Source organism: Halomonas halocynthiae DSM 14573, assembly GCF_000425725.1.
GTDB classification, from domain to species: domain Bacteria; phylum Pseudomonadota; class Gammaproteobacteria; order Pseudomonadales; family Halomonadaceae; genus Halomonas; species Halomonas halocynthiae.
This window is the reverse complement of the sequence record NZ_AUDZ01000014.1, coordinates 14,416-35,725: the sequence shown is the minus strand read 5'-3', so window position 1 is coordinate 35,725 and position 21,310 is coordinate 14,416. Positions and strand designations below refer to the sequence as shown.

The window sequence follows — 21,310 nt, the reverse complement described above, 5'->3', positions numbered from 1 at the left end:
AAGGATAGCCAGTTCAGCCCATCAGCAGAGTACTGGCTATCCATCCTCCGCCCATTAGCAGGATGAACAGGATCAGAGCCAGAATAAAGGGGCGCAGTCCCAACGCGCGCAGGGTGGAAAGCCGGGTATTAAAGCCCAGTGCCGCCATGGCCATGGCTAGCGCCAGTTGACCTGTTAGCACTAAGCCTTGATGTAGGGGCGCCGGCAGGTGGATGACGCTGTTGAACACCACCATAGCCATGAAGCCGAAAGCGAACCACGGAATAGTTAAGCGAGCGCCACCGCTGGTACCGTCAGTGTTGGCTGGTTGGCTGCGTAGCCAAAGACGGCCAATGATCAACAAGAAAGGCACCAGCATCATTACTCTGACTAACTTGACGATGACGGCATTGGTCAGCGCTTCTGGGCCGACGGCTTCGCCAGCGGCAATGACCTGGGCCACTTCGTGAATAGTGGCACCGATATACACGCCAAACAGACCTTCTTGCATGGCCATCAGTGGATATAACAGCGGGTACAGCAACATGGCTAAGGTGCCAAATACGACGACGGTAGCGACGGCCATTGATGTGGCGGCAGCGCGTGAGCGAATGATGGACTCAGTGGCGAGTACCGCAGCGGCACCGCAGATGGCGCTGCCAGCACTGGTTAGCAGAGTGGTCTCAGGATCCATTCCTAGCACTCGAGTACCGATAACGTAGCCAGCGATCAGTACGCAAGTAATCACCAGAACATCCAACACCAATACCATGGGCCCTAGCGCAGTAATTTGCTGAACGGTGAGGGATAGGCCGAACAAGATAATGCCGCTGCGTAGCAAGCGACTAGTGGCAAACTTCAGGCCAGGGTCAGCGTGGCGCAGTTTATCCACTAGTGGGGTATTGCCAACAAGGATGCCCAATAACAGGGCGACCACCAGGGGGCTGATGCCGTTGTTTGCTAAAACCGGCAGCTGGGCCAAGCTAAAACCTGCGATAGTCAGTAGCGCGCATAAGACAAGCCCCTGGATCATGACGTCTCCTTTCTGATGCGTTGGTTGAGGCGAGGTAGCTTGGGCTGAGATATTTCCCAATGAGCTAGATATATGCCGATGAAGAGAGTCTAGGGCTTGCTAGCTGATATAGTTATCAACCAATAACGAAGTCGCTTTTCGGAAAAACCGATATGGGTCCTGCTGTCAGTTTTCGCCAGCTTCAGGTGTTTGTTGCGGTCGCACGGTTAGGCACTGTCAGTGCTGCCGCGCTAGCGCTGTATTTGTCGCAATCGGCCACCAGCCAAGCGCTATCAGACTTGGAGCGCCAGTTGGGTGTCACATTGTTTGAGCGGCCTGGTCGACGTCTGCGGCTTAATGCGCTGGGCCATGAGCTACTGCCTCGGGCTGAGGCCCTCCTTGAGGGAATGGCTGACTTTGTTGCCGCGGCCAGTGACCCCTCTGGTACGTTGCGCGGCACGTTAAACATTTCAGCCAGTGCCACGGTAGGCACTTACTTGCTGCCTGCTTTGGTAGGGCATTTCATGGAACTGTATCCGTCAGCTGACCTGCGTTTGCGGCTGCGTAACAGCCATGAAGTGGCCAATGATGTGCTGGGCATGGAGGCGGATATCGGGCTGATCGAAGGCGAATGCCGCGACAACGTGTTGGTGAGCGAGCCTTGGTGCCAGGACAGCCTGGTTGTTGTTGTGTCGCCAGAGCAGGCGCGAGAAAAATCGAGTGGAAGTGAAGGTCAGAGTCAGCCGCTTAGCAATAGCGAGCTTGCGAGTATGGCCTGGGTTTTGCGTGAGCCAGGGTCAGGTACGCGCAGCGTTTTCGAGCAGGCCATGCGGGGGCGTCGGCTAACTCCGCGGGTGCGTATGGCGCTGGACCAAACTGAGGCCGTTAAACAGGCGGTAGTGGCAGGGCTAGGGGCAAGTTGCCTGTCTCGGCTCAGCGTGGCCGGGGAGCTGGCGCGTGGAGAGCTGGTGGCGCTGGACACACCACTTTCTTTGCGGCGGCGTTTTTCGTTGGTATGGCACCCTGAGCGTTATCGCAGCCCTCTATGGCAAGCATTCAAAGTATTTCTGACGGATGCCGAGCGCAGTGGTGTGCTGGACGACCTGAGTCGTTTACATACGACTGATGATAAACAACCACAGCGCAATGGCGGCGAAATGCCCAGGGTACCAACTTAGCCATAGGCGTCGAGGCATCGGAATAACGACTGTGGGTATATGGCGATGGAGGCCCGCTGTCAGCAGTAATACGACGGCACAGGTGCCTAGAGTGAATGATTTGGCCATCAGTGAGGTATTCATGAGCCCGCTGATGATCAGCACTGGCACGCAGCTGAGAGCGGCAATCGTTATGCGACTGCGTGACATATCGCTGCCGTGCAGGTGCTGCATGGCCACCATATAGGAGGGAATCAGTAGCAGTCCCAGGTGCCCATACTCCGTTAGGCTACCAGCCAGCCACCAGACGATGACAGCCGCCGTCACTTCTGCGCCGAGCCGCCAAATGCGGGCGCGCTTCTGTCTGAGCCGTTGCCCCAGCTTTGAGAGCCAGACACCTCCCACTAATCCTAGTGAAAGTGTGAAGCAAATATTGATAATCAGCGCATCGCTTGAGCGTGGCATCAGCATATACGGCAACTGTGCGACCAAGCCGATAACTAGAATACGTCGAGCATAGCGTAGCGGGTCACGGGTGTTGAAACAGGCATGCCAGGCGACCATGCCGGCAAACAACGGAAAGGCGATACGCCCCACCGAGCTGCCGAGCCAGCTTACCTGCCAGGCCTCGGGCGCTACATAGCGGGCCAAATGATCCAGTGTCATGGTAATGAGTGCCAGCCATTGGCCCCAGCCGGCCCAGTTTGAGCACGGGCGAGTTAAGGGTAGAGGGCGCGCGAACGTTTGTAAGGGCGCGGGGGACGACATGGCAAACTCCAAAAACGGCTAGTGTCATGGGGACACTGAAGCGGGAAAAGGGTTCGCCACAACTACGTTCGGCCTACTGCCACTCAAACAGTGATTGATCGATGCTCATGTCACAGGATAGGGCACACATCAGTCGCAGCCGTGCTTTTTTCGCGTTCAAATGTTGCGCTTTGAGTGCGCCCAAGTTGACCATTTCAGCCAAGCAGCCTGGGTATTCATATACCTCAGCTAAATTACCTGAAAGCGTCGAGGTTGCGATGGCTACCGGTACGCCGCGTTTCATTACTGCGCTAAGTGGCTCGACCCAGTCTGGTGGTACCTGACCGCGGCCGATTGCATCGATAACCAGCCCTTTTGCGCCACTAGCGACTGCTGCCTCAACCAGCGCAGGTGAGGCAATGACTGCCACTGGTAGGACGTCGACTCTTGGCAACTGTGCCCCAGGTGTAAGGGCGCTTAGTCGTTGTGACTGTTTGAACAGCCTGACTTCGTCGCCATCCACAAAGCCGATGGGGCCAACGACGGGTGAGCCGAAGCCATTGAGTTGATAGCTGCTGACTTTGCGTACCGTGCTGGCGGCATGGATTTGCTCATTGAATATAACCAGCGTACCCGCTCCGCGAGCCTGGGGTGAGCCAGCCACGTTGATCGCGTCGCGCAAGTTGGGGCCAGCGTCTGAGCCGGGGGCATAGGGTACTCGCTGGGCACCGGTAACGACTAATCCTGTGTTAGTTAAGCTTAGACTGGTATCAAGGAAGTAGGCGATATCTTCCAAGGTGTCGGTGCCTTGTGATACCACCACGCCAGCGACATCGTCTCGTTGGGACAGCGTTAGGCACAAGTCTCTGAGCTGCAACAGGTCAGCTCCAGTCAGGGCGTTGCTGGGCTTCTGGCAAAGAGTGATGACGTCTACTGTGCTGTCGCTCTGGATCTGCAGCTTATCCATCAACTCCTTGCCAGAAAGGGCGCCGGCAACCGCTCGTCCAGAGCTGTCGGGGATACTGGCGATAGTGCCGCCTAGAGAAATCAGTACAACGGTATTTTTCATTCCATGAGGCCTTTATGGGGTGTATTTACGGGCTGATGCTGAGTCCGCTGACTCTCATTACGCGACGTTTAACGGCATCACTGAGTTGCCCGCGTCCAGGCTCAACCAGCGTCAGCCAATGACGAGCGCGGGTAATCCCGGTGTAAACCAGTTCACGGGTCAGTATTGGGCTGGGCGCATCGGGTAGCACGAGGGCCGTGTGGTCGAATTCAGAACCTTGAGATTTATGGACCGTCATGGCGAATACGGTGTCTACAGATTTTAGGCGCGATGGTAATACCCATTTGATATGTCCTGTGCCATCACTGGCAGGGAAGGCCACACGCAATGCCTGTTGTGTGGTGTCTTCTGGGTGAGGGGTGCTCAGGGTGATGCCGATATCGCCATTCATAAGCCCTAACCCATAGTCGTTGCCGGTTACCAGTACTGGCCGGCCGGCATACCATTGGTGCAGGCCATTAGCGGTACTGATCAGCTGCTCTTTCTCCAGTGCCGTGCGCACGCTGTCGTTCAGGCCTTCTACTCCCCAAGGGCCACGGCGTAGAGCACACAGCAGTTGAAAGCGCCCATGGGCTGCTAATACGTCAGAGGCCCAGTCATCAAAACGTTCGGACGCTGCGTTTTGAGCGGGACGCTGGCTGTGCATCACCTCAAGATAGTGGCGATAGCCCACTGGCGGGAGTGCTTGGCTGGCCGCGGGATGAGCTGCTTGGCGGGGAAACCCCTCGGGATAGCCACTGATGGTCAGCTCAGCAAGTCGTGAGCGATTATCGCTTTTTATGCGCAGGTGCGAGAGGTCGGCATAACCCGTTGCCCATATATGATCCAGCGCGATGAGGTTACCGGCGTTCACTGCTTCGGCCAGCTGACCGATACCGCTGTCGGCGGTAAAACGATGGCTCAGGCGCAGCATGCTGATGGCCTGATCTAGAGGTTGGCCGGTGTCATCACACATGTTACTAGGTAGGGACTGACCGCTGGCGGTGCTCAGCCATTCAGCTGTCGCAGGCGTGTAGTGGCCTGCTTCAGCACGGGCGCATAGGTCACCCAGTACGGAGCCGGCCTCCACCGAGGCCAGCTGGTCTTTATCGCCTAACAGGATAAGTCGTGCGTGAGGCGGGAGGGCATCGAGCATGGCGGCCATCAGGCTGACGTCGATCATCGAGGCTTCGTCTACCACCAGCACATCTAATGGCAGGGGGCGGTGGCGATGATAGTGCAGTCGGCGTGTTCCTGGGCGTGCACCGAGTAGTCGATGTAAGGTGCTGACGTTAGTAGGAATCGCATGTTTTAGCTGGGTGGTGATGCTTGTCACGGTGGCGTCTTGATCTGCCTGCGGGTGCTGACCGATATGTCTGGCCAGGCCATCCAGTGGCAGTCGATCCACTTGCCCAGCGATGGACTCGTTGAGCCGTGCAGCGGCCTTGCCGGTGGGAGCCGCTAGGCGAATACGCAGGGCTGGCAGACCAAGCCCCAACTGACGCGCTTGTAGTAGCGCCAGAAGGCGCACCACCGTAGTGGTCTTTCCGGTGCCGGGTCCTCCGGTAATGACGGCAAAGCGGCTACGGCTAGCAAGTGCGCAGGCGGCTTTCTGCCAGTCGATCTCGCCAGGCAGCTGAGCAGGGTGTGTAAACAGTGTGTCGAGCAGTGGGCGGAGTCGATCGGGACTGGTGGAGGCCTCTAAGCCATCATCGGGCGTGTTCAACCTTGTGTCGAGTTGCTGGTGGATCTGTTGTTCGTAGTGCCAATAGCGTCGCAGATATAGCCGTGGCCGCTGGTGTTCACCAGCCAGAACCAGTGGTGTATTGCCTGGTCCATTGCTAACCAGCGTGGGGTGAGCTAGCGCTGCCTGCCACTTGGCAAGCGTAAGCCCTGCCATTACCTGGCTGGGTAGTGGCGGCGGGTCGTTGGGCGTGTCGCCATCAGGAGGCAACGATAGCGCCAAATCTGGTGCTAGCAGTGTCTGTGACAGGTCCAGGCAGACATGGCCGCGTCCCAGTTGGTGACTGGCCAGGGCTGCTGCCAGTAATAACAAGGGGTGAGTGTCGTTAACCTCACGTAGTAAAAAGGCGGCAAAGGCGCGATCCAGAGCGCGCAGCCAGCCGCGTGCTACCCACTGATTGAGTAGCTCAAATAAGGCTTCAGGAGTGTGGCGTGCGGCCGTAGTATCGTTGTGTACTGGCGGCAGTGAGTTTGGTAATGGCGTCATAGCTCAGTCTCCTCGCTGCTGAATAGCGTGTCGAGCGCTTCGATTAATTGAGGTGGCACGCTTTCGGCGTGCACACCGCGAGAAGGAGCTTCGGTACCTCGTAGAAAGACATACACGGCGCCGCCCAGATGCCGGTCTATAGCGTAGTCCGGCAATTTTGCACGTAGCAGACGGTGAAGAGCCAGCAGATACAGGCAGTACTGCAGGTCATAGCGTTTTTCGAGAACCGCCTCGCGCATGGCATCAGGGGTGTAGGCGCTGTCGTCACGACCCAAGTAATTGGACTTCCAGTCCACCACGTAATAGCGACCTTCGTGCTCCACGACTAGGTCGATAAAGCCTTTGAGTACGCCGTTGAGCTTTTCCGGCAATAGGGCTGGGCGCGGTGCTCCATGTAGGGTGTGTTGGCTGATCAGGGTATCAAGCTTGGTACTGTTGACCTGATGAGCGGCAAACCAGAATTCCAGTTCGACCTGGAAGTGCTTAAGCTCGGCCAGTTTCAGCGGAGTTTTGCTGCCTGGAAATGGCAGTGGTGCATTGAGCAGCGCTGGCAACCAGTGGCTCAAGGCTGGTATCTGTGTGCTCCAGCCACGACGGTTGGCGCGTCGTGCCAGGCCATCATTGCGACGCTCGGTGTTGTTGGCCAAGTGTGAAAAGCCTTCACTGGCCGCCCACTCCAATACACCATGCAGGAAAGTCCCTGGCGATGGACCACGAGGAAACTGGTGCAGTGAGCCGCTGCTGACGGTACTGGTGAGTGAGTCGCGTTCGTTAGGCTCGTCACTAACCTCAAGTGCGCTGGCTTCATCGGCAGTGGAGGGTTCATGGCGGTCTTCGGAGAGAAGGTTAGCCGGTTGAGGGCCATATTTCAGAGCCGAGTAGCTGGCGATCCACCAGTGTTCACGAATGCGTCGGCTAGGTGTTCGAGGTGCAGCCAGTAGCGCGTGCTTGTCGTCGTTGTACGCGATGTTTCGCACGGGAGTTGGGTCGGGGGTTGGCGCTACTGTAACGTGAATGGAAGGCGCATTATTTGCCAGCACTTCTAACTGCGGGCCCAGTGTGTCGGGCGTGATTGGTTCGCCACCGTTGATTAGCTGGCCGATCGCGCTAAGTTGCATGTCTTTTAGTGGCGCAATGCCTAGCCAGGTGGCATGGCTGGAGCGCGTGAGTGCCACGTAAAGCTTACGCAGGTCTTCACTGAGCCGCTCTTGGTCAGCGTATTGCTGGGCATTGGAATCTTCGCGCAAGGAAAGGCACAAGTTGCCGTGGTTGTCGTGCCAGCGCAGCGGCAGGTCGGTGGTTTTTGCTGGCCGGAAGGCGGTGATAAAGGGCAGAAATACCAGTGGATATTCAAGCCCTTTGGATTTGTGAATGGTGATAACTTGCACTAACTCTGCATCGCTTTCCAAGCGCAGCCGGTGAGCGTCGATCTGTTGCTCAGGGCGGGCGATGGCTTCGTCTAGCCAGCGCAGCAAGGCATGTTCTCCGTCCAGCTCCTGGCTGGCTTGTTGCAGTAATTCGCCCAAATGCAGCAAGTCGGTCAGGTGCCGTTCGCCTTCGCCAGCAACCTGCTGATGGCCTGCTGATACTCCTAGGAGCCGCGTTGCTACACCAAAGTCTGCCAGTAGGTGGTGCAGCATCGGCAGCACGCCACGACGCAGCCATAACTGATGGTAGCCGTAAAACTGCATGACCCGGGCTTCCCAGATCAATTCACTTTGGCGGCTATTGCCGTTGGCGTCGTTTAGTCCATCGAGCTGAGCAAGGCTAAGACCGAGGCTTGGTGTGGCCATGGCAGCGCGTAGTGCGCGCTCATTGTCTGGGGCGGCACAGGCCGCTAACCATAGGCGTATTTCGCTGGCGGCAGCTGTTTCAAATACCCCGTCTTTGTCTGACAGGTAAACGCTGCGTATGCCTCGTGCCATCAGGGCACGACGAATGGCACGGGCTTCGCCGCCATTATTGACCAAGACGGCCAGGTCAGACGGCTGTACGGCACGAAACGCTGTGTTACCACTGTGGCTTGCGTCTTGCTGTGTCTGAAAGCCAGCCTGGCCAGCTTGGCCTTCTTGTAGCAGCTGTGCCATTTCGCTGGCGCAGCGCTCGGCCAGTTCATGCTTATAGGCGTCTTTCGAAAGCTCTTGATCAGCGGCCAAGTGCCACAATGTGAGTGCCGGTTGGGTTATGGGCGAGTGCCCCGCGGTGTTATTGCGTACGAAGCAATCTTTGCGCCCTTTGGCATTAACCTGCTGGAAGGGCACGGGGTTGTTTTCACCTTCCTTAAACAGGAAGGCACCACGCTTGTGCTCGGCATGTTCGGCATAGCTAAACAGCTGGTTGACGGCAGCCACCATCTCTTGGGTTGAGCGGTAGTTGGTGCCTAGTGTTGAGTGGCGGCCTGCGGTATCGCGGCGTGCTTGCAGGTAGGTGTAAATATCCGCGCCACGAAATGCATAGATGGCCTGTTTAGGATCGCCGATTAACAGCAGTCCACAGTCATTACGCTGGCTGGCTCCTGCGGAGAGGTAAACACGCTTGAACAGCCGGTACTGCACAGGGTCGGTGTCTTGGAACTCATCCACCAGGGCCACGGGAAACTGGCGACGAATACGTTCGGCCAGCACGTCGCCGGAGGGGCCGTTGAAGGCAGCGTCTAGGTGCTTGAGTAGATCGTCTGGCCCGAGTTCGGCACGTCGTTGCTGTTGCTCAATTAGGCGTTGTTGAGTCCAGTGAACCGCGTGGGCCAGCAGTTGGCTTTTAGGGTCGGGTAAGGCAGCCAGCTGGGCGGGCAGCTCAACTAGCGCATCCAGTGCGGCATGCTGTGGTGGTGCTTCATTGTCTTTCCATATTTCGGCCAAGCCGTCGGTAGTGAGACGCTTGCTGGCGGCTTCGCTGAGCTTCGGCTTGAACAGGTCGGGATCTTGCGCCCAATCGCGCAGTCGTTGAACCCACGCTACGCGGTTTTTGGCATTGAGTTTGCGTGCATCGAATACTTTGCGCTTGGCAGCATCAGCAAGCAGGGCGTCGAGCTCGTCGGCCCAAACGCCCCACGGCGCTTTCAGCTCGGCAAGGTGAGCTTTGTAATCCGCAAGGATTTGTGACGGGGTGGTGGTTGCGGGTAGAGCGGTGGCGTACTGGCGCAGCCGGGCCAGGTCTTCTCCTAGTGCGTCGGGGCTGGCCCAGTGACGGGCAATGATCTCTAGTTCGGTGCTTTCCAATGGGTAATAAAAGGTGCGCCAGTAGTCGCGGGTGACTTCAGTTTGCAGTGGACGCTGGTCAATCTCCATATTGAGTGCAAATAGGCTGCCACTGTCGAAGGCATGTTCGCGTAGCATGCGGTGGCACCAAGAGTGAATGGTGGATACCGCTGCTTCATCCATCCATTCCGCGGCTAATCGCAAACGGCGTGCGCAGCTGGGCCAGTGCTTCTTTGGGTAGCTGTTGCGTAGTTCGGCCAAGGCTGGGTCGATTTTTGCGTTGTCGGGTGGCGCGAGGGAAAGGACGGGTTCGGCGAACAGGTCGCCAGTTATTGGCGTGTGTGACGTTACGGTTGGTGAATGCACGGACGCCTGTAAAGACGGCTGCGAAGAAAAGGCCGCCGCCGCCTCCACTAGCCGCTTGCGAACTCGGTCGCGCAGCTCTCGGGTGGCTGCGTTGGTGAAGGTCATTACCAGAATTTCCGGCGGCATTAGCGGGCGAGGAAAGCTGTCGGTGTCTTTTGAATCGCGTGGGCCCAGCACTAAACGCAAGTACAACAAAGCAATAGTAAATGTTTTGCCGGTGCCGGCACTGGCTTCGATCAAGTGGCTGCCGCTGAGTGGCAGTGCCATGGGGTTCAGTGGTGTCATGACTTGTCTCCCTTGGCAGGTGTTGCTTTCACTGTGTCATGCAGTGGGGCGTACAGCACTTCGGCCAGTTCGCTGAAACGGCGCTCGCCAGCGCGCGCTAGAGCTATACGTTCAAAGTTGGGCCACTGATGTGCTAGATAAGGGTCTTGATCACGCTCACCAGCGTTATAATCATCGCCCTCGTAGCGTTTCTGCGCGGCATTCCATGCCTTGATGGCTACTTCCCCGTCTGCGCTGCTTTCGCCGTCCTCTGCATCTAAGCAGCGCTGCATCAGGGCGGTACTGCCGCCTTGCTTTAGCCACATAAAGGCGCTGTTTAGCGGTAGCGGCAGGGGGGCATTCATGCCGGACTGCCACGCGTGGAAGATAGCATTCAAGCGGTGGCGCGCATCGTCTTCAGCCATGGGTGTCAAGGTGTGATTGCCAGCGCGAGAAATGAGTCGCGTAGACATGGGGCCCACGGCTAGCTGGCCAGCCAGGTGGGCGACCCATGCCGTTACCCAGTTGCGCCACTGATATTCGCCTTTGCGGACTAGGCTTGAGGTCATCAATACCAGCCGGCAGTATTCTCCGTTATCGTTTTCTCGCAACCCGTCGAGCCAGTCCTCCAAACGGTAGTCTGAGCCAGCGCCTGGTTCATGGTGGCCCAGTGACAGGTTGACAGAGGCGGGTTGGACTATCGGGTGGGGCCAGTGAGTTAGTGCTTCAGCGTAGTGCGTGAACATGTCATTCAAGGGTTCGGTTAGCATGACGCGCATGCGCTCGGCGAAGCCACCCATGGCTAGGCGGCCTTCGCGCTCAAGACCTTGAAGACGTGCTTCAACGGCAGGTAAGTAGTGTCCTCCTTGGTCTGTCGCGATTCGTCCGGCATCGACTAACGCTTCCTGAAGTTGCCACATGCTCAGGCCATTGAGGTCAAAAGGTTCATGCTCCAAGGTGTCAGTGTCGTCTGTCTCCAGATACACCCCTAGCCGAGTGTTAAAAAATGCCTTAGCTGGTGATTTGAGAAAGTTACCTAGCTGACTCAGTGTTAATGGCTGTTCCTGCTGCCAAGCTGGCAAGTGGGTAGCTTCAGTGTGGGGGAGCTGCCCCGATGCATCGGTATAAATGGCGTGCCACTCTTTGGCGTAACTGAATAGCTGCTTGTTGGTGCTGAGCTTGGTGGTGGGCGAAATGGCTTGGAAATACGCGCGGCTAAAGGGTTGCAAAGGGTGCTCCACCGTTAGTGCGGCCAGTAGCATTTTGCCGCGATGCGCTGGGCTTTGGTTTTGATCCGTGCCCGCTAGCCGCCAGCTAGCTGCAATGTGGTCACGCAGCTGGCCGAGTAACACAGAGGGCGGCTGAGGTTCATTGTCGTGAATGCTACGTCCGACCCAGCTGATCAGCAGTCGCTCCCGTGCGGACAGTAGCGCCTCTAGAAATAAGTAGCGGTCGTCGTCGCGGCGAGAACGATCGCCGGGGCGGTAGTCTTGGCCCATTAAGTCGATATCCAGAGGGCGTTGTATGCGCGGGTAGTCTTCGTCGTTCATCCCTAGTAGGCAGACATGGCGGAAGGGAATGGCGCGCATAGGCATCAGCGTGGCAACGTTAACTGCGCCAGCAAGAAAGCGTTGGGAAAGATGTGCTTGGTCGACCTCGGCTAACCAGTGTTCGCGTACCACAGACAGCGGCAGCACATCGGTCAACCCTGCGTCTTCAGTAGCTTCTTGCCATTGCTCTAGCCCTTCTTCTAAGCGGGCTAGCGTGGCTAGGTCGGCTTCTTCGCTGGGGGCAAAGCAGTCGGCCAGCAGTTCACGAAGGCGCTGGCACCAGTCATCAACCGTGGCGGACTGGCTGAGTTGTTGCCAGTGGCGGTGTAGCGTATCCAGCAGGTCGGATAGGGGGCCGATCAGTGTCGCCTCTAGCCCGCCGATATCACCGTAGGGCTCAATGTTATGCCACGGTTCGGAGGCATGTGAGCTGTCAAGGGGCGATGCGGCGGTGTCGCCAACGGCATATCCCAGCAGCAGGCGACGTAAACCAAAAGCCCAGGTGTTAGCGCTAAGGTCGTTGGGTAGGTCCAGGTTGGCACGTTGCTGAGCGTTAAGCCCCCAGCGAATGCCTGCTTCTTCGATCCAGCGGCGCAGCGTCGGTAAATCATCGATATCTAGGCTAAAACGCTGGCGTAGTGCGGGCACTTCTACTAGGTCTAGCAGGTCGCTGACGGTGAGGCGAGATTCGGGCAGATGTAGCAGGCTTTCCAGTGCAATGAGTAACGGCTGGCGATGACGGCTGGCCTGGTCTGACAGCGTAAAGGGAATATGGCGCGGGTCTGTGATGGGTAAGCGTCCAAATACGGCTTGTACGGCTGCGGCGTAGGCGTCGATATCCGGCACCATGACGAGGATGTCGCGCGGCCGCAGACTGGGGTCGGCATCGAAGGCGGCCAGCAACTGGTCGTGGAGAATCTCCACTTCGCGCAACGCACTGTGGGCAACGTGAAAGCGTAAGCTGTGATCTTGCTGTGGGTCTACGGCTGGCCAAGTAACCCGAGTTTCATGCGGTGGGCGTAGCTCAAGGATATCGTCTTGCAATTGCTGCAACAGGCCCGTAGATGCGTGTTCTGTTTCCTGTGGTGAATTGAATAGGTCAATGCGCATCGACTGGGCATCAAACATCGCTTTATAGCTGTGTGGGTTGTCGAATTCGTCGAGTAAGCGCAAGTAATCGCGGCCTTGCTTACCCCAGGCGGCGAGCAATGGTTGGGCATGCAGGTGTAGCTCGGTGTCGTCGAGGTGTTGTGGCATGCCTGGGCGTTGACGCTGGCGGCGACGTTCGGCACGTAGCAGATCCTTGTGCTCGATGATATCGGCCCAGAAGTGTCGGCAGGGGTTGTGTACACAGAGTAGCACTTGGCTAACGCGAGACATGGCCGCTAGCGCCTCTAGTGTTTGACGCGGCAGCGAGGAAATACCGAAGACGATCACCCGACGTGGCAACCCGGCAGGGCGTTGCCCTGGCTGTAGCGTGCGGCAGGTATTCAAGAAGCGCTGATGAATCAGTGCTCGGCTGGTATTGAGTCCTTCGTTTCCGATATCGTCGCGCAGTCGTCGCCACAGTTCGGGCTGCCAACACTGGTCAGCCTCCAAAGGACGGGTTTGCCCGCGAGCGTCAATGATTTCGTCACGCCCCTCAGCCCAGGCCGCAAGCCAGTCGGCGCGATATACCTGATATTGATCAAACAAGTCTGCTAAGCGTTCGGCCAACTGAAAGCGCTTGCGTAGGTCGTTATCGTCGGCGAGAAAATTGTCTAATGGCTTGAACGCTGGGTCATTCAGCAGCTCTGGCAATAGGCGCATCAGTCGCCAGTTCAGTCGCGGCTTGTCCAGTGGCGACGCCTCAGGCACGGCATCTTCGCCTTCGCTGTGGGTAAGCACGGCACGATACGCTTGCCATAGAAAGCGAGCAGGCAGTGTGATATCCAGCGCCGCGGCAATTCCCGAGCCGTTTGGCGCATCGGCTGCTAACGCCAGTTTCAACCATTGGCTGATGCCGTTGCTCTGCACCAGAATCACTTCGTTTTCTAGTGGCGCCAACGGTTCGCGGCGCATCCAGCTCACCGCCAGGTCACGCAGCGACTCAAGTTGATTGCCGTGTACCACCAGAAAGCCGGGCGCTAGGGCGTCAGAAGCAGAAGAAGCGGAGGGCATGGGATATCCTTGAGTAGCGAAAGGGCAGTGGCTCAGCGCCTACCCTATGGTGCCGGAAATGGGCGGGGTTATGAATGGGGAGCAGGGTTAGAGCGGCCAGATGCTTTTGGCTATCTTACTATGCGGGTGCAGGGCATTTCTGGCGGTTTGCAGGAACCGTATGGGCTTGCTGTGCTGTCTATGAACTGTCATCGTCGAATCATGTTGTTCCATGAAAACCGAGGGTTTGCCGTCATGTATATCGCCATGAACCGTTTCAAAGTGAACCCAGAGCGGGTGACTGAGTTCGAACAGATATGGCTGGAGCGTGAGACCCACCTGCAAGGGTTGCCTGGTTTTGTCGTGTTCCAGATGTTGCGCGGACCAGAACGGGAAGATCACGTGCTCTATGCCTCACATACGGTGTGGCGCTCCCAGCAGGATTTTGACGCCTGGACGCATTCCGAGGCATTTCGAAAGGCCCATGCCAATGCGGGGAGGAGCAAACGCGAAGGGCTTTACTTGGGCCCGCCAAGCTTCGAAGGTTTTACGGTAATTCAAACCGTCAACAACGAGGAGAATGACGCATGAGCCAACGTGATGTTTATGAGCAGAAGCTACGCGCTAAGCTAGAGGAGTGGCAGGCTGAGATTGACTTGCTGCGTGCGAAAGCACGTAGTGCCGCTGCTGAGAGTGAGTTAGAGAAAGAACAGGAAAAAGAAGCTGAGCGTCTTGAAAAGCAGCGCGATGAGATGCGCGAGCGACTCAATAAAATGCGCGATGCCAGTGACGATGCGTGGGATGACCTGAAAGAGGGTGCTGAGCGTGCCTGGGGCTCGATTAGCGACTCCTTTGAGAAAGCGCGGTCGCGCTTTAAATAGTCAGCGCAAATCGATGCGACGCCTGTCATTACCAAGATTCTGGCAGGCGTTTTGGTAAGTAGTGAACAATTCTTATCCGTCTGCATCGGCTGTATTTTGTGAAGTAATATCAGTTTCCTGACAAGACACAAGGGGTGTCTTGAAAGCACAGGAATGTGTCATGAAAAACTCACAAAAATATGCGGCTGAGCTGATCGGTACTTTCTGGTTAACTTTTGGAGGCTGCGGCGCAGCTGTGCTAGCGGCAGGCTTTCCAGAGCTTGGGATTGGTTTTCTTGGGGTAGCGTTGGCATTTGGTCTAACGGTGTTGACCATGGCCTATGCCATTGGCCATGTATCAGGGTGTCATTTAAACCCAGCAGTGACGATTGGACTTACCGCTGGTGGGCGTTTTCCAGGCTCACAGGTTGTTCCTTATATCGTCGCTCAGGTGACTGGTGGCATTCTGGGGGCGTTGGTGCTGTATACCATTGCAAACGGCGTTGAAGGATTTGATGCATCAGCCTCAGGCTTTGCAGCCAATGGGTATGGTGAACATAGCCCTGGCGGCTACTCGTTAGCTGCTGCGCTGGTGACTGAAATTGTGCTGACGATGATGTTTTTGTTCATCATTATGGGCGCGACTCATGGTCGCGCTCCGGTTGGCTTTGCGCCAATTGCTATTGGTTTGGGTCTAACACTTATCCACCTTATCAGTATTCCCGTAACGAATACTTCGGTTAACCCGGCGCGTAGTACTGGCCCCGCACTTTTTGTGGGTGGCTGGGCTATCAGCCAGCTGTGGCTGTTCTGGGTGGCCCCGTTAATTGGTGGTGCCCTGGGTGGCTGGCTTTACAACTGGATTAGTCCGACGCCTTCTGAGCCCGTAGTTGGTGGAATCGAAAGCAAAGGTTAAAGAGCAAAAAATTGAGAGCAGACGCTAAAACGCCCGGACGTGTTCCGGGCGTTTTGCTGATAGTTTGTCTGTTTCCAGCTTGCTTTATTGTGCGACGTCCGCTTTCAGCGCCGCAATGCGTTCAGAAGCTCAATGGAGTGTAGTCGGTCTTGGCGGTCGTAGACGTCGGTGACCACCATTAACTCATTGGCCCCAGTTTGCTGCAAAAAACGCTCCAGGTCGTTTCGTACCGTTTCAGCGCTGCCGATGATGGCAGCTCCGAGGTTCTGTGCAACAGCGGCGCGCTCTCTGGATGTCCAGTCGATACTTTCCACCGGCGGTAGCGCCTTAGTGCTTTTACCACGGTGCAAGTTGAGAAACTTTTGCTGAGCGGTGGTGGAAAGGTAGTGCGCGTGGGCATCACTGTCGGCCACGATGACTGGGAGGCCGACCATGGCGTAAGGTGCATCCAGCACCTTAGAGGGCCGGAACTGGCTGCGATACAGAGACAGTGCATCAAGTAAGTAGGCAGGTGCGAATTGGGCGGCGAAGGCAAATGGCAGCCCCAGTTGTGCCGCTAACTGAGCGCTATAGCCGCTGGAACCGAGCAGCCAAATGGGAACGTGGGTATCTTGCCCCGGCACGGCGCGAATACGTTGCTCGGGGGCGGCTGCGCCCAAGTAGCCGCGTAGTTCTTCAAGCCGTTGCGGGAAGTCATCAGCGCCAGCGAAAGAGTCCCGACGCAGGGCGCGCATCGTGGCGCCATCGGCACCTGGCGCGCGGCCCAGTCCTAGGTCAACTCGTTCAGGGTAAAGGGTTGCCAAGGTGCCGAACTGCTCAGCAATCACCAGTGGCGCATGGTTGGGCAGCATGATACCGCCGCTGCCTACGCGGATGCGTTGCGTTTGGCCTGCGATATGGCCGATCAGTACCGACGTGGCAGCGCTGGCGATGCCGTCGATATTGTGGTGCTCGGCCAGCCAGTAGCGGTTATAGCCAAGCTCGTCGGCTTTGCGCGCCAGAGCAGCACTGTCGTCGAACGCGTCGCGTATGCTGCCACCTTGGCGAATGGGGGCTAGGTCTAACACGGAAAGGGGCGTTTTGCTGAGTAAGGTCATGTCTTCCTCGCTAACCATCAGAGGGCGAAAATGTCAGTCCAGTTCGAAGGGCATTTCGTCAGCTTCGAAAGAGAGTAACCATTGTTTGCGATCGATACCGCCGGCATAGCCGGTAAGTTTACCGTTGCTGCCGATAACGCGATGGCAGGGAATGATGACGGAAATGGGGTTTTTTCCGTTGGCTGCTCCCACAGCACGTTGCCCCCCTTTACTGCCAACCCGGCCGGCCAGCTCGCCGTAGCTGCAGGTTTCACCGAAAGAGATCTCAGTCAGAGCCTGCCACACACGTCGCTGAAAGTCGGTTCCTGCGGGTGCCAGGGGTAGGTCGAAGTGCTGTCTTTGGCCGGAGAAGTACTCTGCCAGCTGGTGGCTGGCGCTTTGGGTTAATGTATTGGGCTGCGGCGCATGGTGCGCCGCGGCTTCGTTGATGAAGTCGACTCTTGTCAGAGCACTCTGGTTGGCGCGGATCAGAATCAACCCTCGAACCGTGCCGGGCGGTGGGCAAAAATAGTCGAATGCGTCGGTAGTCATGAGTCGAGACCCGCCATGAGTGCATGAAGAGGAGCGCGTAAAATCGCGCTAAGTGCTACACCATATCACGGTGCTCGCGTTTTACTTCACGAGGGTCGCGGAGCACTGCTCGGCAGGTCACGACCCATATGGCCAGTGTCAGGGCAGGCCAAATCAGTCCATAAAAATCCAATAACCACTCCATGATAAAGCCCTCTTTGCTGGCTTGTCTTCGGCTAAGCAAGGCGGGCTGATGTGAGAGGGGGAGAGCTGGACACGACGTTGTTCAGCGCGACGTTGTTCAGCGTTGAGTTTGGGTGGTGATGTCGGTTTTTGGCTTGTGCGACGTGTGTGATTTTTTGCGCCCACATCGAGTCAACTTAATTTAAAATCAAAGTTGACTAAGGGTGAGTGTCACCGCTACAGTCTTGTCAACTTATTAATAAGCAAAGAGTTGACGCAATGACCGCGGCTGCCGCTTTACGAAACGACTGGACCCTTGACGAAATCAATGCATTATTTGCGCTGCCATTTAATGACTTGCTGTTTCGCGCACAACAGGTGCATCGCCAGCATTTCGATCCCAATGCGGTTCAGGTATCTACGCTGTTATCGATTAAAACCGGCGCTTGTCCTGAGGATTGTAAGTATTGCCCGCAGTCAGGCCACTACAATACTCAGCTGGAAAAACAGAAGCTGATGGCGGTGGAGCAAGTTGTTGTTCAGGCTCGTGCCGCTAAGGCAGCAGGTGCTAGCCGATTCTGTATGGGAGCCGCGTGGAAACGTCCGCAGGAAAAAGACCTACGGGTGGTTGAAGAAATGGTGCGTCGTGTCAAAGAACTGGGGCTGGAAACGTGCATGACCTTGGGGCGGGTTGATGGTGACCAAGCCAGTCGGTTAGCTGACGCTGGGCTGGATTACTACAATCACAACTTGGATACCTCGCCAGACTACTATGCGGAAATCATCACCACGCGCAGCTACGCGGAACGCTTGGAAACTCTCAGCCATGTGCGTGATGCGGGGATGAAAGTGTGTTCTGGTGGCATCTTGGGCATGGGGGAAGGTGCCAATGATCGTAGTGCGCTACTTCAACAGCTGGCGAGCTTGTCACCGCATCCTGAATCTGTCCCTATCAATATGTTGGTTAAGGTGCCGGGAACGCCGTTAGAAAACGTTGAAGATCTGGACCCGTTGGTGTTTGTTCGCGCTATTGCCGTAGCGCGTATTTTGATGCCTCGCAGCCATGTGCGGTTGTCAGCGGGGCGAGAGCAGATGACGGAATCGACCCAAGCGCTTGCATTCATAGCGGGGGCGAATTCGATTTTTTATGGCGATAAACTGCTGACCACCGATAACCCCCAAGCCCAGCGTGATCGCGCGCTTTTTACCAAACTGGGCTTACACTCCGAAACCCGCAATACCTGTGAAAGCGACGACACGCAAAGCGCGCGCTTGGCTCAGCGAGCCCGTGTCGCTCAAGTTGATGCGCTTGCGGTGGATGCCAGTGTTTGAATCGGCAGGTTGTTCGTGGGGCAAGCGTTTGAGCGCTGCACGAGCCGAGTATGAACGCTCTCAACGCTGGCGAGTACGCCAAGTTAACCAAGGTAATAGTCTTGATTTTGCGAGTAACGACTATCTGGGCTTGGCGCTTGATCCGCGTGTTTGCGAAGCACAAGCGAAAGGTGCACGTCGCTTTGGGGCGGGGGCTGGCGCTTCCCATTTGGTGAACGGTCACTTGTCTGTCCATGAAGCGCTTGAAGTTGCGCTTGCTGAGTGGTTAGGCCGTGAGCGAGCGCTGCTTTTTTCTACAGGGTATATGGCCAACCTGGGGGTGCTTCAGGCGCTTGCTGACCCGCATACTGCGATCTTTCAAGATCGGCTTAATCATGCCTCACTGATCGACGGAGCCACGCTTTCCGGCGCTCCCTCAAGACGTTTTCACCACTGCGATATGGCAGATTTGCAGCGCTTGCTTGCCCGTAATGAAAGGGAGCACCGGCTAGTGGTTAGTGACGGTGTCTTCAGTATGGATGGGGATGTGGCGGATATTGCTGGGCTATCCGCCATTAGCCGCAAGCATCGAGCGTGGCTGATGATCGACGACGCTCATGGGGTTGGCGTGCTGGGCGAGCGAGCTGCTGGCTGCACGGAAGGCTTTACAAGCGCTGAGGTGCCGATACTGATAGGTACCTTGGGTAAGGCGCTGGGTACCGCCGGGGCTTTTGTGGCTGGTGATACGGCACTGGTTGAACATGTGCTGCAGTTTTCGCGCAGCTATACTTATACCACCGCTCAGCCGCCTGGGGTGGCCAGTGCGACGCTAACATCGCTTGAGATCTTGCAGGCAGAGCCTGAGCGTCGTCATCGGCTGCGAGAGAACATTGGACAATTTCGTTGTGGAGCGCAGAGCCTTGGCTTGCCATTGGCTCAGTCCGAGACACCGATTCAGCCATTACTGCTTGGTGATGAGGCGCGGACCCTTCGCTGGGCCGATGAACTTAAGTGCCAGAATATCGCCGTAGGTGCCATTCGGCCGCCTAGCGTGCCGCGAGGACAGTCCCGACTTCGCGTTACCTTGAGAGCCTGCCACAGGCGTAAGGATATCGACCGTCTGCTAGAGACGCTTGGGCAGTGCCTGCGCAAGGAGGCGCTGTGACCGCACCGCTTTGCTTAACGCTGCTTTCAGGCTGGGGCGTTGATGCACGTATTTGGCAATCGCTGGCACCTTTTTGGCCAGAGAACGTGAATGTCAGGGCAGTGGACTGGCCGGGCTACTGCCATACTCCCCCTTTATCTAGTCATACGCTTGCAGACTTGGCATGCGCTATGGCCGAGCCGCTGCAAACACAGAGTGTATGGGTAGGCTGGTCATTGGGCGGGTTGTTGGCCACTGCGTTGACTGCTTATTTGCCTGAACCGCAGGGAATTATTCTGCTGGGTGCCGGTGAGCGATTCTGTGCAGATGATGGTGTCACTGATAATGAGCTAAAGGCTTTTATTCGAGCCTTTGAACGTAAGCCCTACTCGACTTGGCGGCACTTTTTGCGCTGGCAAACCCAAGGTGAACCGGATCCACGTTTAGCCTATCGCATGTTGAGTGACCTGCTAGTCAAGCCAGCGGCGGATACTGCCACTCTGAGTGCAGGGTTAAATTGGCTTGCCAAAATTGATAATCGCAAACGTCTTGCTAGTCTCTCTTGCCCAGTAATCCAGCTTGTTGGTGATGCCGACCCCTTGGTCGGTACACCGCAGCGGCTGAAGAGCCAAGTTCTTGCTGACGCAGGGCATTGCCCAATGCTTTCACAGCCCGCGCTTCTAGCTGCCGCGCTTATTCAGCAGGCAGCAGCATGTCAGCAGACAGTAACATGGTTGTTTAGTCAGAGGAGGGGGTATGGCTATTACGGTTAATGCCCCTCATACGCAGTGCTCAGCGTTGATGACCGGCTCAGATCCTTCTGCCGATAGGCAGGCACGTATAGCGCGGGCATTTTCGCGTGCGGCACCGCGTTACGATGCACTTGCTGGGGCGCAGCAACATATCGGTCGCCGGCTCTGGGAGAGTCTGCCCCTGAGCGCTCACAGCATTGTAGATGTGGGCTGTGGCACGGGGTATTGGACGCAGCGTCTTGCGGAGCGTTATGCCGATGCAGCGGTGATTGGTATTGATATTGCGCAGGGTATGCTGGCTCAAGCAAAACAACGCTCTAGCCGGATTGATTGGCGTCAGGGCGATGCGGTCGCGTTGCCTGTTGAACGCGCCAGTGTTGAACTGATTTTTTCTAATTTGGCCGTGCAGTGGTGTTCCGACGTTGGCGCTGTGATGTCAGAGTTTGCCCGAGTACTGGTTCCTGGCGGCCGGGTTGTATTGACCACACTGTTGCCAGGCACGTTAAACGAAGTGGCTTTTGCTTGGCAGCGGCCTGATGCATTTCTTGACTACCTCAGTGGCGAGAGTTACTACCAAATTGCAACAGCAGCGGGGCTGAGGCCTGTGCGCACCGATGAGTATAGCGAGCGCTTTTTTTACCCTGATATGTCTGCGGTGATGGCATCTATTAAAGGTGTTGGGGCTCAAGTCGCTCGGCCTGGTGCAACGTTGACTCGCCGTGATCTAGCCGCTGCCAGAACACGCTTTGAAACCTTGCGGGCTCCTCAAGGGCTGCCGGTCAGTTATCGCTGCTTAGCGCTTGTTCTTGTGGCTGATTCAACCTCATCTTCAGCGTTTGAGTAACCAC

Annotated in this window: 16 protein-coding genes; 8 read left to right on the top strand and 8 right to left on the bottom strand. The window is 56.7% G+C overall.

What is annotated here, in order from left to right; all coding sequences use genetic code 11:
* Window positions 1-13: 13 nt before the first annotated feature.
* Window positions 14-1,012, bottom strand: coding sequence for a YeiH family protein (locus tag H616_RS0102100; RefSeq protein WP_027965870.1), 999 nt, complete (start codon window positions 1,010-1,012; stop codon window positions 14-16).
* Between the two features lie 152 nt (window positions 1,013-1,164).
* Here H616_RS0102100 and H616_RS14035 point away from each other — a divergent pair, with 152 nt between their 5' ends.
* Complete coding sequence (locus H616_RS14035; protein ID WP_084155658.1) at window positions 1,165-2,169, top strand: LysR family transcriptional regulator; 1,005 nt, start codon at window positions 1,165-1,167, stop codon at window positions 2,167-2,169.
* On the opposite strand, the gene H616_RS0102090 is transcribed toward H616_RS14035, so the two are convergent.
* The 5 genes from H616_RS0102090 to recC form a co-directional block, all read right to left on the bottom strand.
* On the bottom strand, window positions 2,104-2,916 hold the full coding sequence (locus H616_RS0102090; protein ID WP_027965869.1) for a TraX family protein: 813 nt from the start codon (window positions 2,914-2,916) through the stop codon (window positions 2,104-2,106). The two genes, H616_RS14035 and H616_RS0102090, sit on opposite strands and share 66 nt — an antisense overlap.
* A gap of 73 nt (window positions 2,917-2,989) precedes the next feature.
* Window positions 2,990-3,964: an asparaginase gene (locus tag H616_RS0102085; protein ID WP_027965868.1), complete on the bottom strand. Its 975-nt coding sequence runs from the start codon at window positions 3,962-3,964 to the stop codon at window positions 2,990-2,992.
* A gap of 25 nt (window positions 3,965-3,989) precedes the next feature.
* Window positions 3,990-6,173: an exodeoxyribonuclease V subunit alpha gene (recD, locus tag H616_RS14030; RefSeq protein ID WP_084155656.1), complete on the bottom strand. Its 2,184-nt coding sequence runs from the start codon at window positions 6,171-6,173 to the stop codon at window positions 3,990-3,992.
* Entirely contained in the window at window positions 6,170-10,021 is a 3,852-nt protein-coding gene (recB, locus tag H616_RS0102075; protein WP_035572388.1) for an exodeoxyribonuclease V subunit beta, read from the bottom strand. Before recB ends, recD begins: the two co-directional genes overlap by 4 nt.
* On the bottom strand, window positions 10,018-13,710 hold the full coding sequence (recC, locus tag H616_RS0102070) for an exodeoxyribonuclease V subunit gamma (RefSeq protein WP_027965866.1): 3,693 nt from the start codon (window positions 13,708-13,710) through the stop codon (window positions 10,018-10,020). Before recC ends, recB begins: the two co-directional genes overlap by 4 nt.
* A 234-nt stretch (window positions 13,711-13,944) precedes the next feature.
* Here recC and hmuQ point away from each other — a divergent pair, with 234 nt between their 5' ends.
* The 3 genes from hmuQ (at window position 13,945) to aqpZ (ending at window position 15,465) form a co-directional block, all read left to right on the top strand.
* On the top strand, window positions 13,945-14,280 hold the full coding sequence (hmuQ, locus tag H616_RS0102065) for a heme-degrading protein HmuQ (protein WP_027965865.1): 336 nt from the start codon (window positions 13,945-13,947) through the stop codon (window positions 14,278-14,280).
* Window positions 14,277-14,570, top strand: coding sequence for a sll1863 family stress response protein (locus H616_RS0102060; protein ID WP_027965864.1), 294 nt, complete (start codon window positions 14,277-14,279; stop codon window positions 14,568-14,570). Before hmuQ ends, H616_RS0102060 begins: the two co-directional genes overlap by 4 nt.
* A 160-nt stretch (window positions 14,571-14,730) precedes the next feature.
* Window positions 14,731-15,465 carry an aquaporin Z gene (gene aqpZ, locus H616_RS0102055; RefSeq protein ID WP_035572386.1) on the top strand — a complete coding sequence of 245 codons (735 nt, stop codon included), beginning with the start codon at window positions 14,731-14,733 and terminating at the stop codon, window positions 15,463-15,465.
* 104 nt (window positions 15,466-15,569) lie between these two features.
* Here aqpZ and H616_RS0102050 read toward each other — a convergent pair whose 3' ends face one another.
* Window positions 15,570-16,562 (bottom strand): LLM class flavin-dependent oxidoreductase, encoded by a 993-nt coding sequence (locus H616_RS0102050; RefSeq protein WP_027965862.1) that lies wholly within the window; start codon window positions 16,560-16,562, stop codon window positions 15,570-15,572.
* Window positions 16,563-16,595: 33 nt separating this feature from the next.
* Window positions 16,596-17,093, bottom strand: coding sequence for a methylated-DNA--[protein]-cysteine S-methyltransferase (locus tag H616_RS0102045; protein ID WP_027965861.1), 498 nt, complete (start codon window positions 17,091-17,093; stop codon window positions 16,596-16,598).
* A 441-nt stretch (window positions 17,094-17,534) separates the two neighbouring features.
* Here H616_RS0102045 and bioB point away from each other — a divergent pair, with 441 nt between their 5' ends.
* Genes bioB through H616_RS0102020 form a run of 4 tightly spaced genes read left to right on the top strand, consistent with a single transcriptional unit; the run spans window position 17,535 to window position 21,306 of the window.
* On the top strand, window positions 17,535-18,587 hold the full coding sequence (gene bioB / locus H616_RS0102035; RefSeq protein ID WP_027965860.1) for a biotin synthase BioB: 1,053 nt from the start codon (window positions 17,535-17,537) through the stop codon (window positions 18,585-18,587).
* Window positions 18,574-19,731 carry an 8-amino-7-oxononanoate synthase gene (gene bioF / locus H616_RS0102030; protein WP_027965859.1) on the top strand — a complete coding sequence of 386 codons (1,158 nt, stop codon included), beginning with the start codon at window positions 18,574-18,576 and terminating at the stop codon, window positions 19,729-19,731. The genes bioB and bioF overlap by 14 nt, the downstream gene beginning before the upstream one ends.
* Window positions 19,728-20,483: an alpha/beta fold hydrolase gene (locus H616_RS14025; RefSeq protein WP_051233912.1), complete on the top strand. Its 756-nt coding sequence runs from the start codon at window positions 19,728-19,730 to the stop codon at window positions 20,481-20,483. The genes bioF and H616_RS14025 overlap by 4 nt, the downstream gene beginning before the upstream one ends.
* Window positions 20,467-21,306 carry a methyltransferase domain-containing protein gene (locus tag H616_RS0102020; protein WP_240470516.1) on the top strand — a complete coding sequence of 280 codons (840 nt, stop codon included), beginning with the start codon at window positions 20,467-20,469 and terminating at the stop codon, window positions 21,304-21,306. The genes H616_RS14025 and H616_RS0102020 overlap by 17 nt, the downstream gene beginning before the upstream one ends.
* Window positions 21,307-21,310 lie beyond the last annotated feature (4 nt).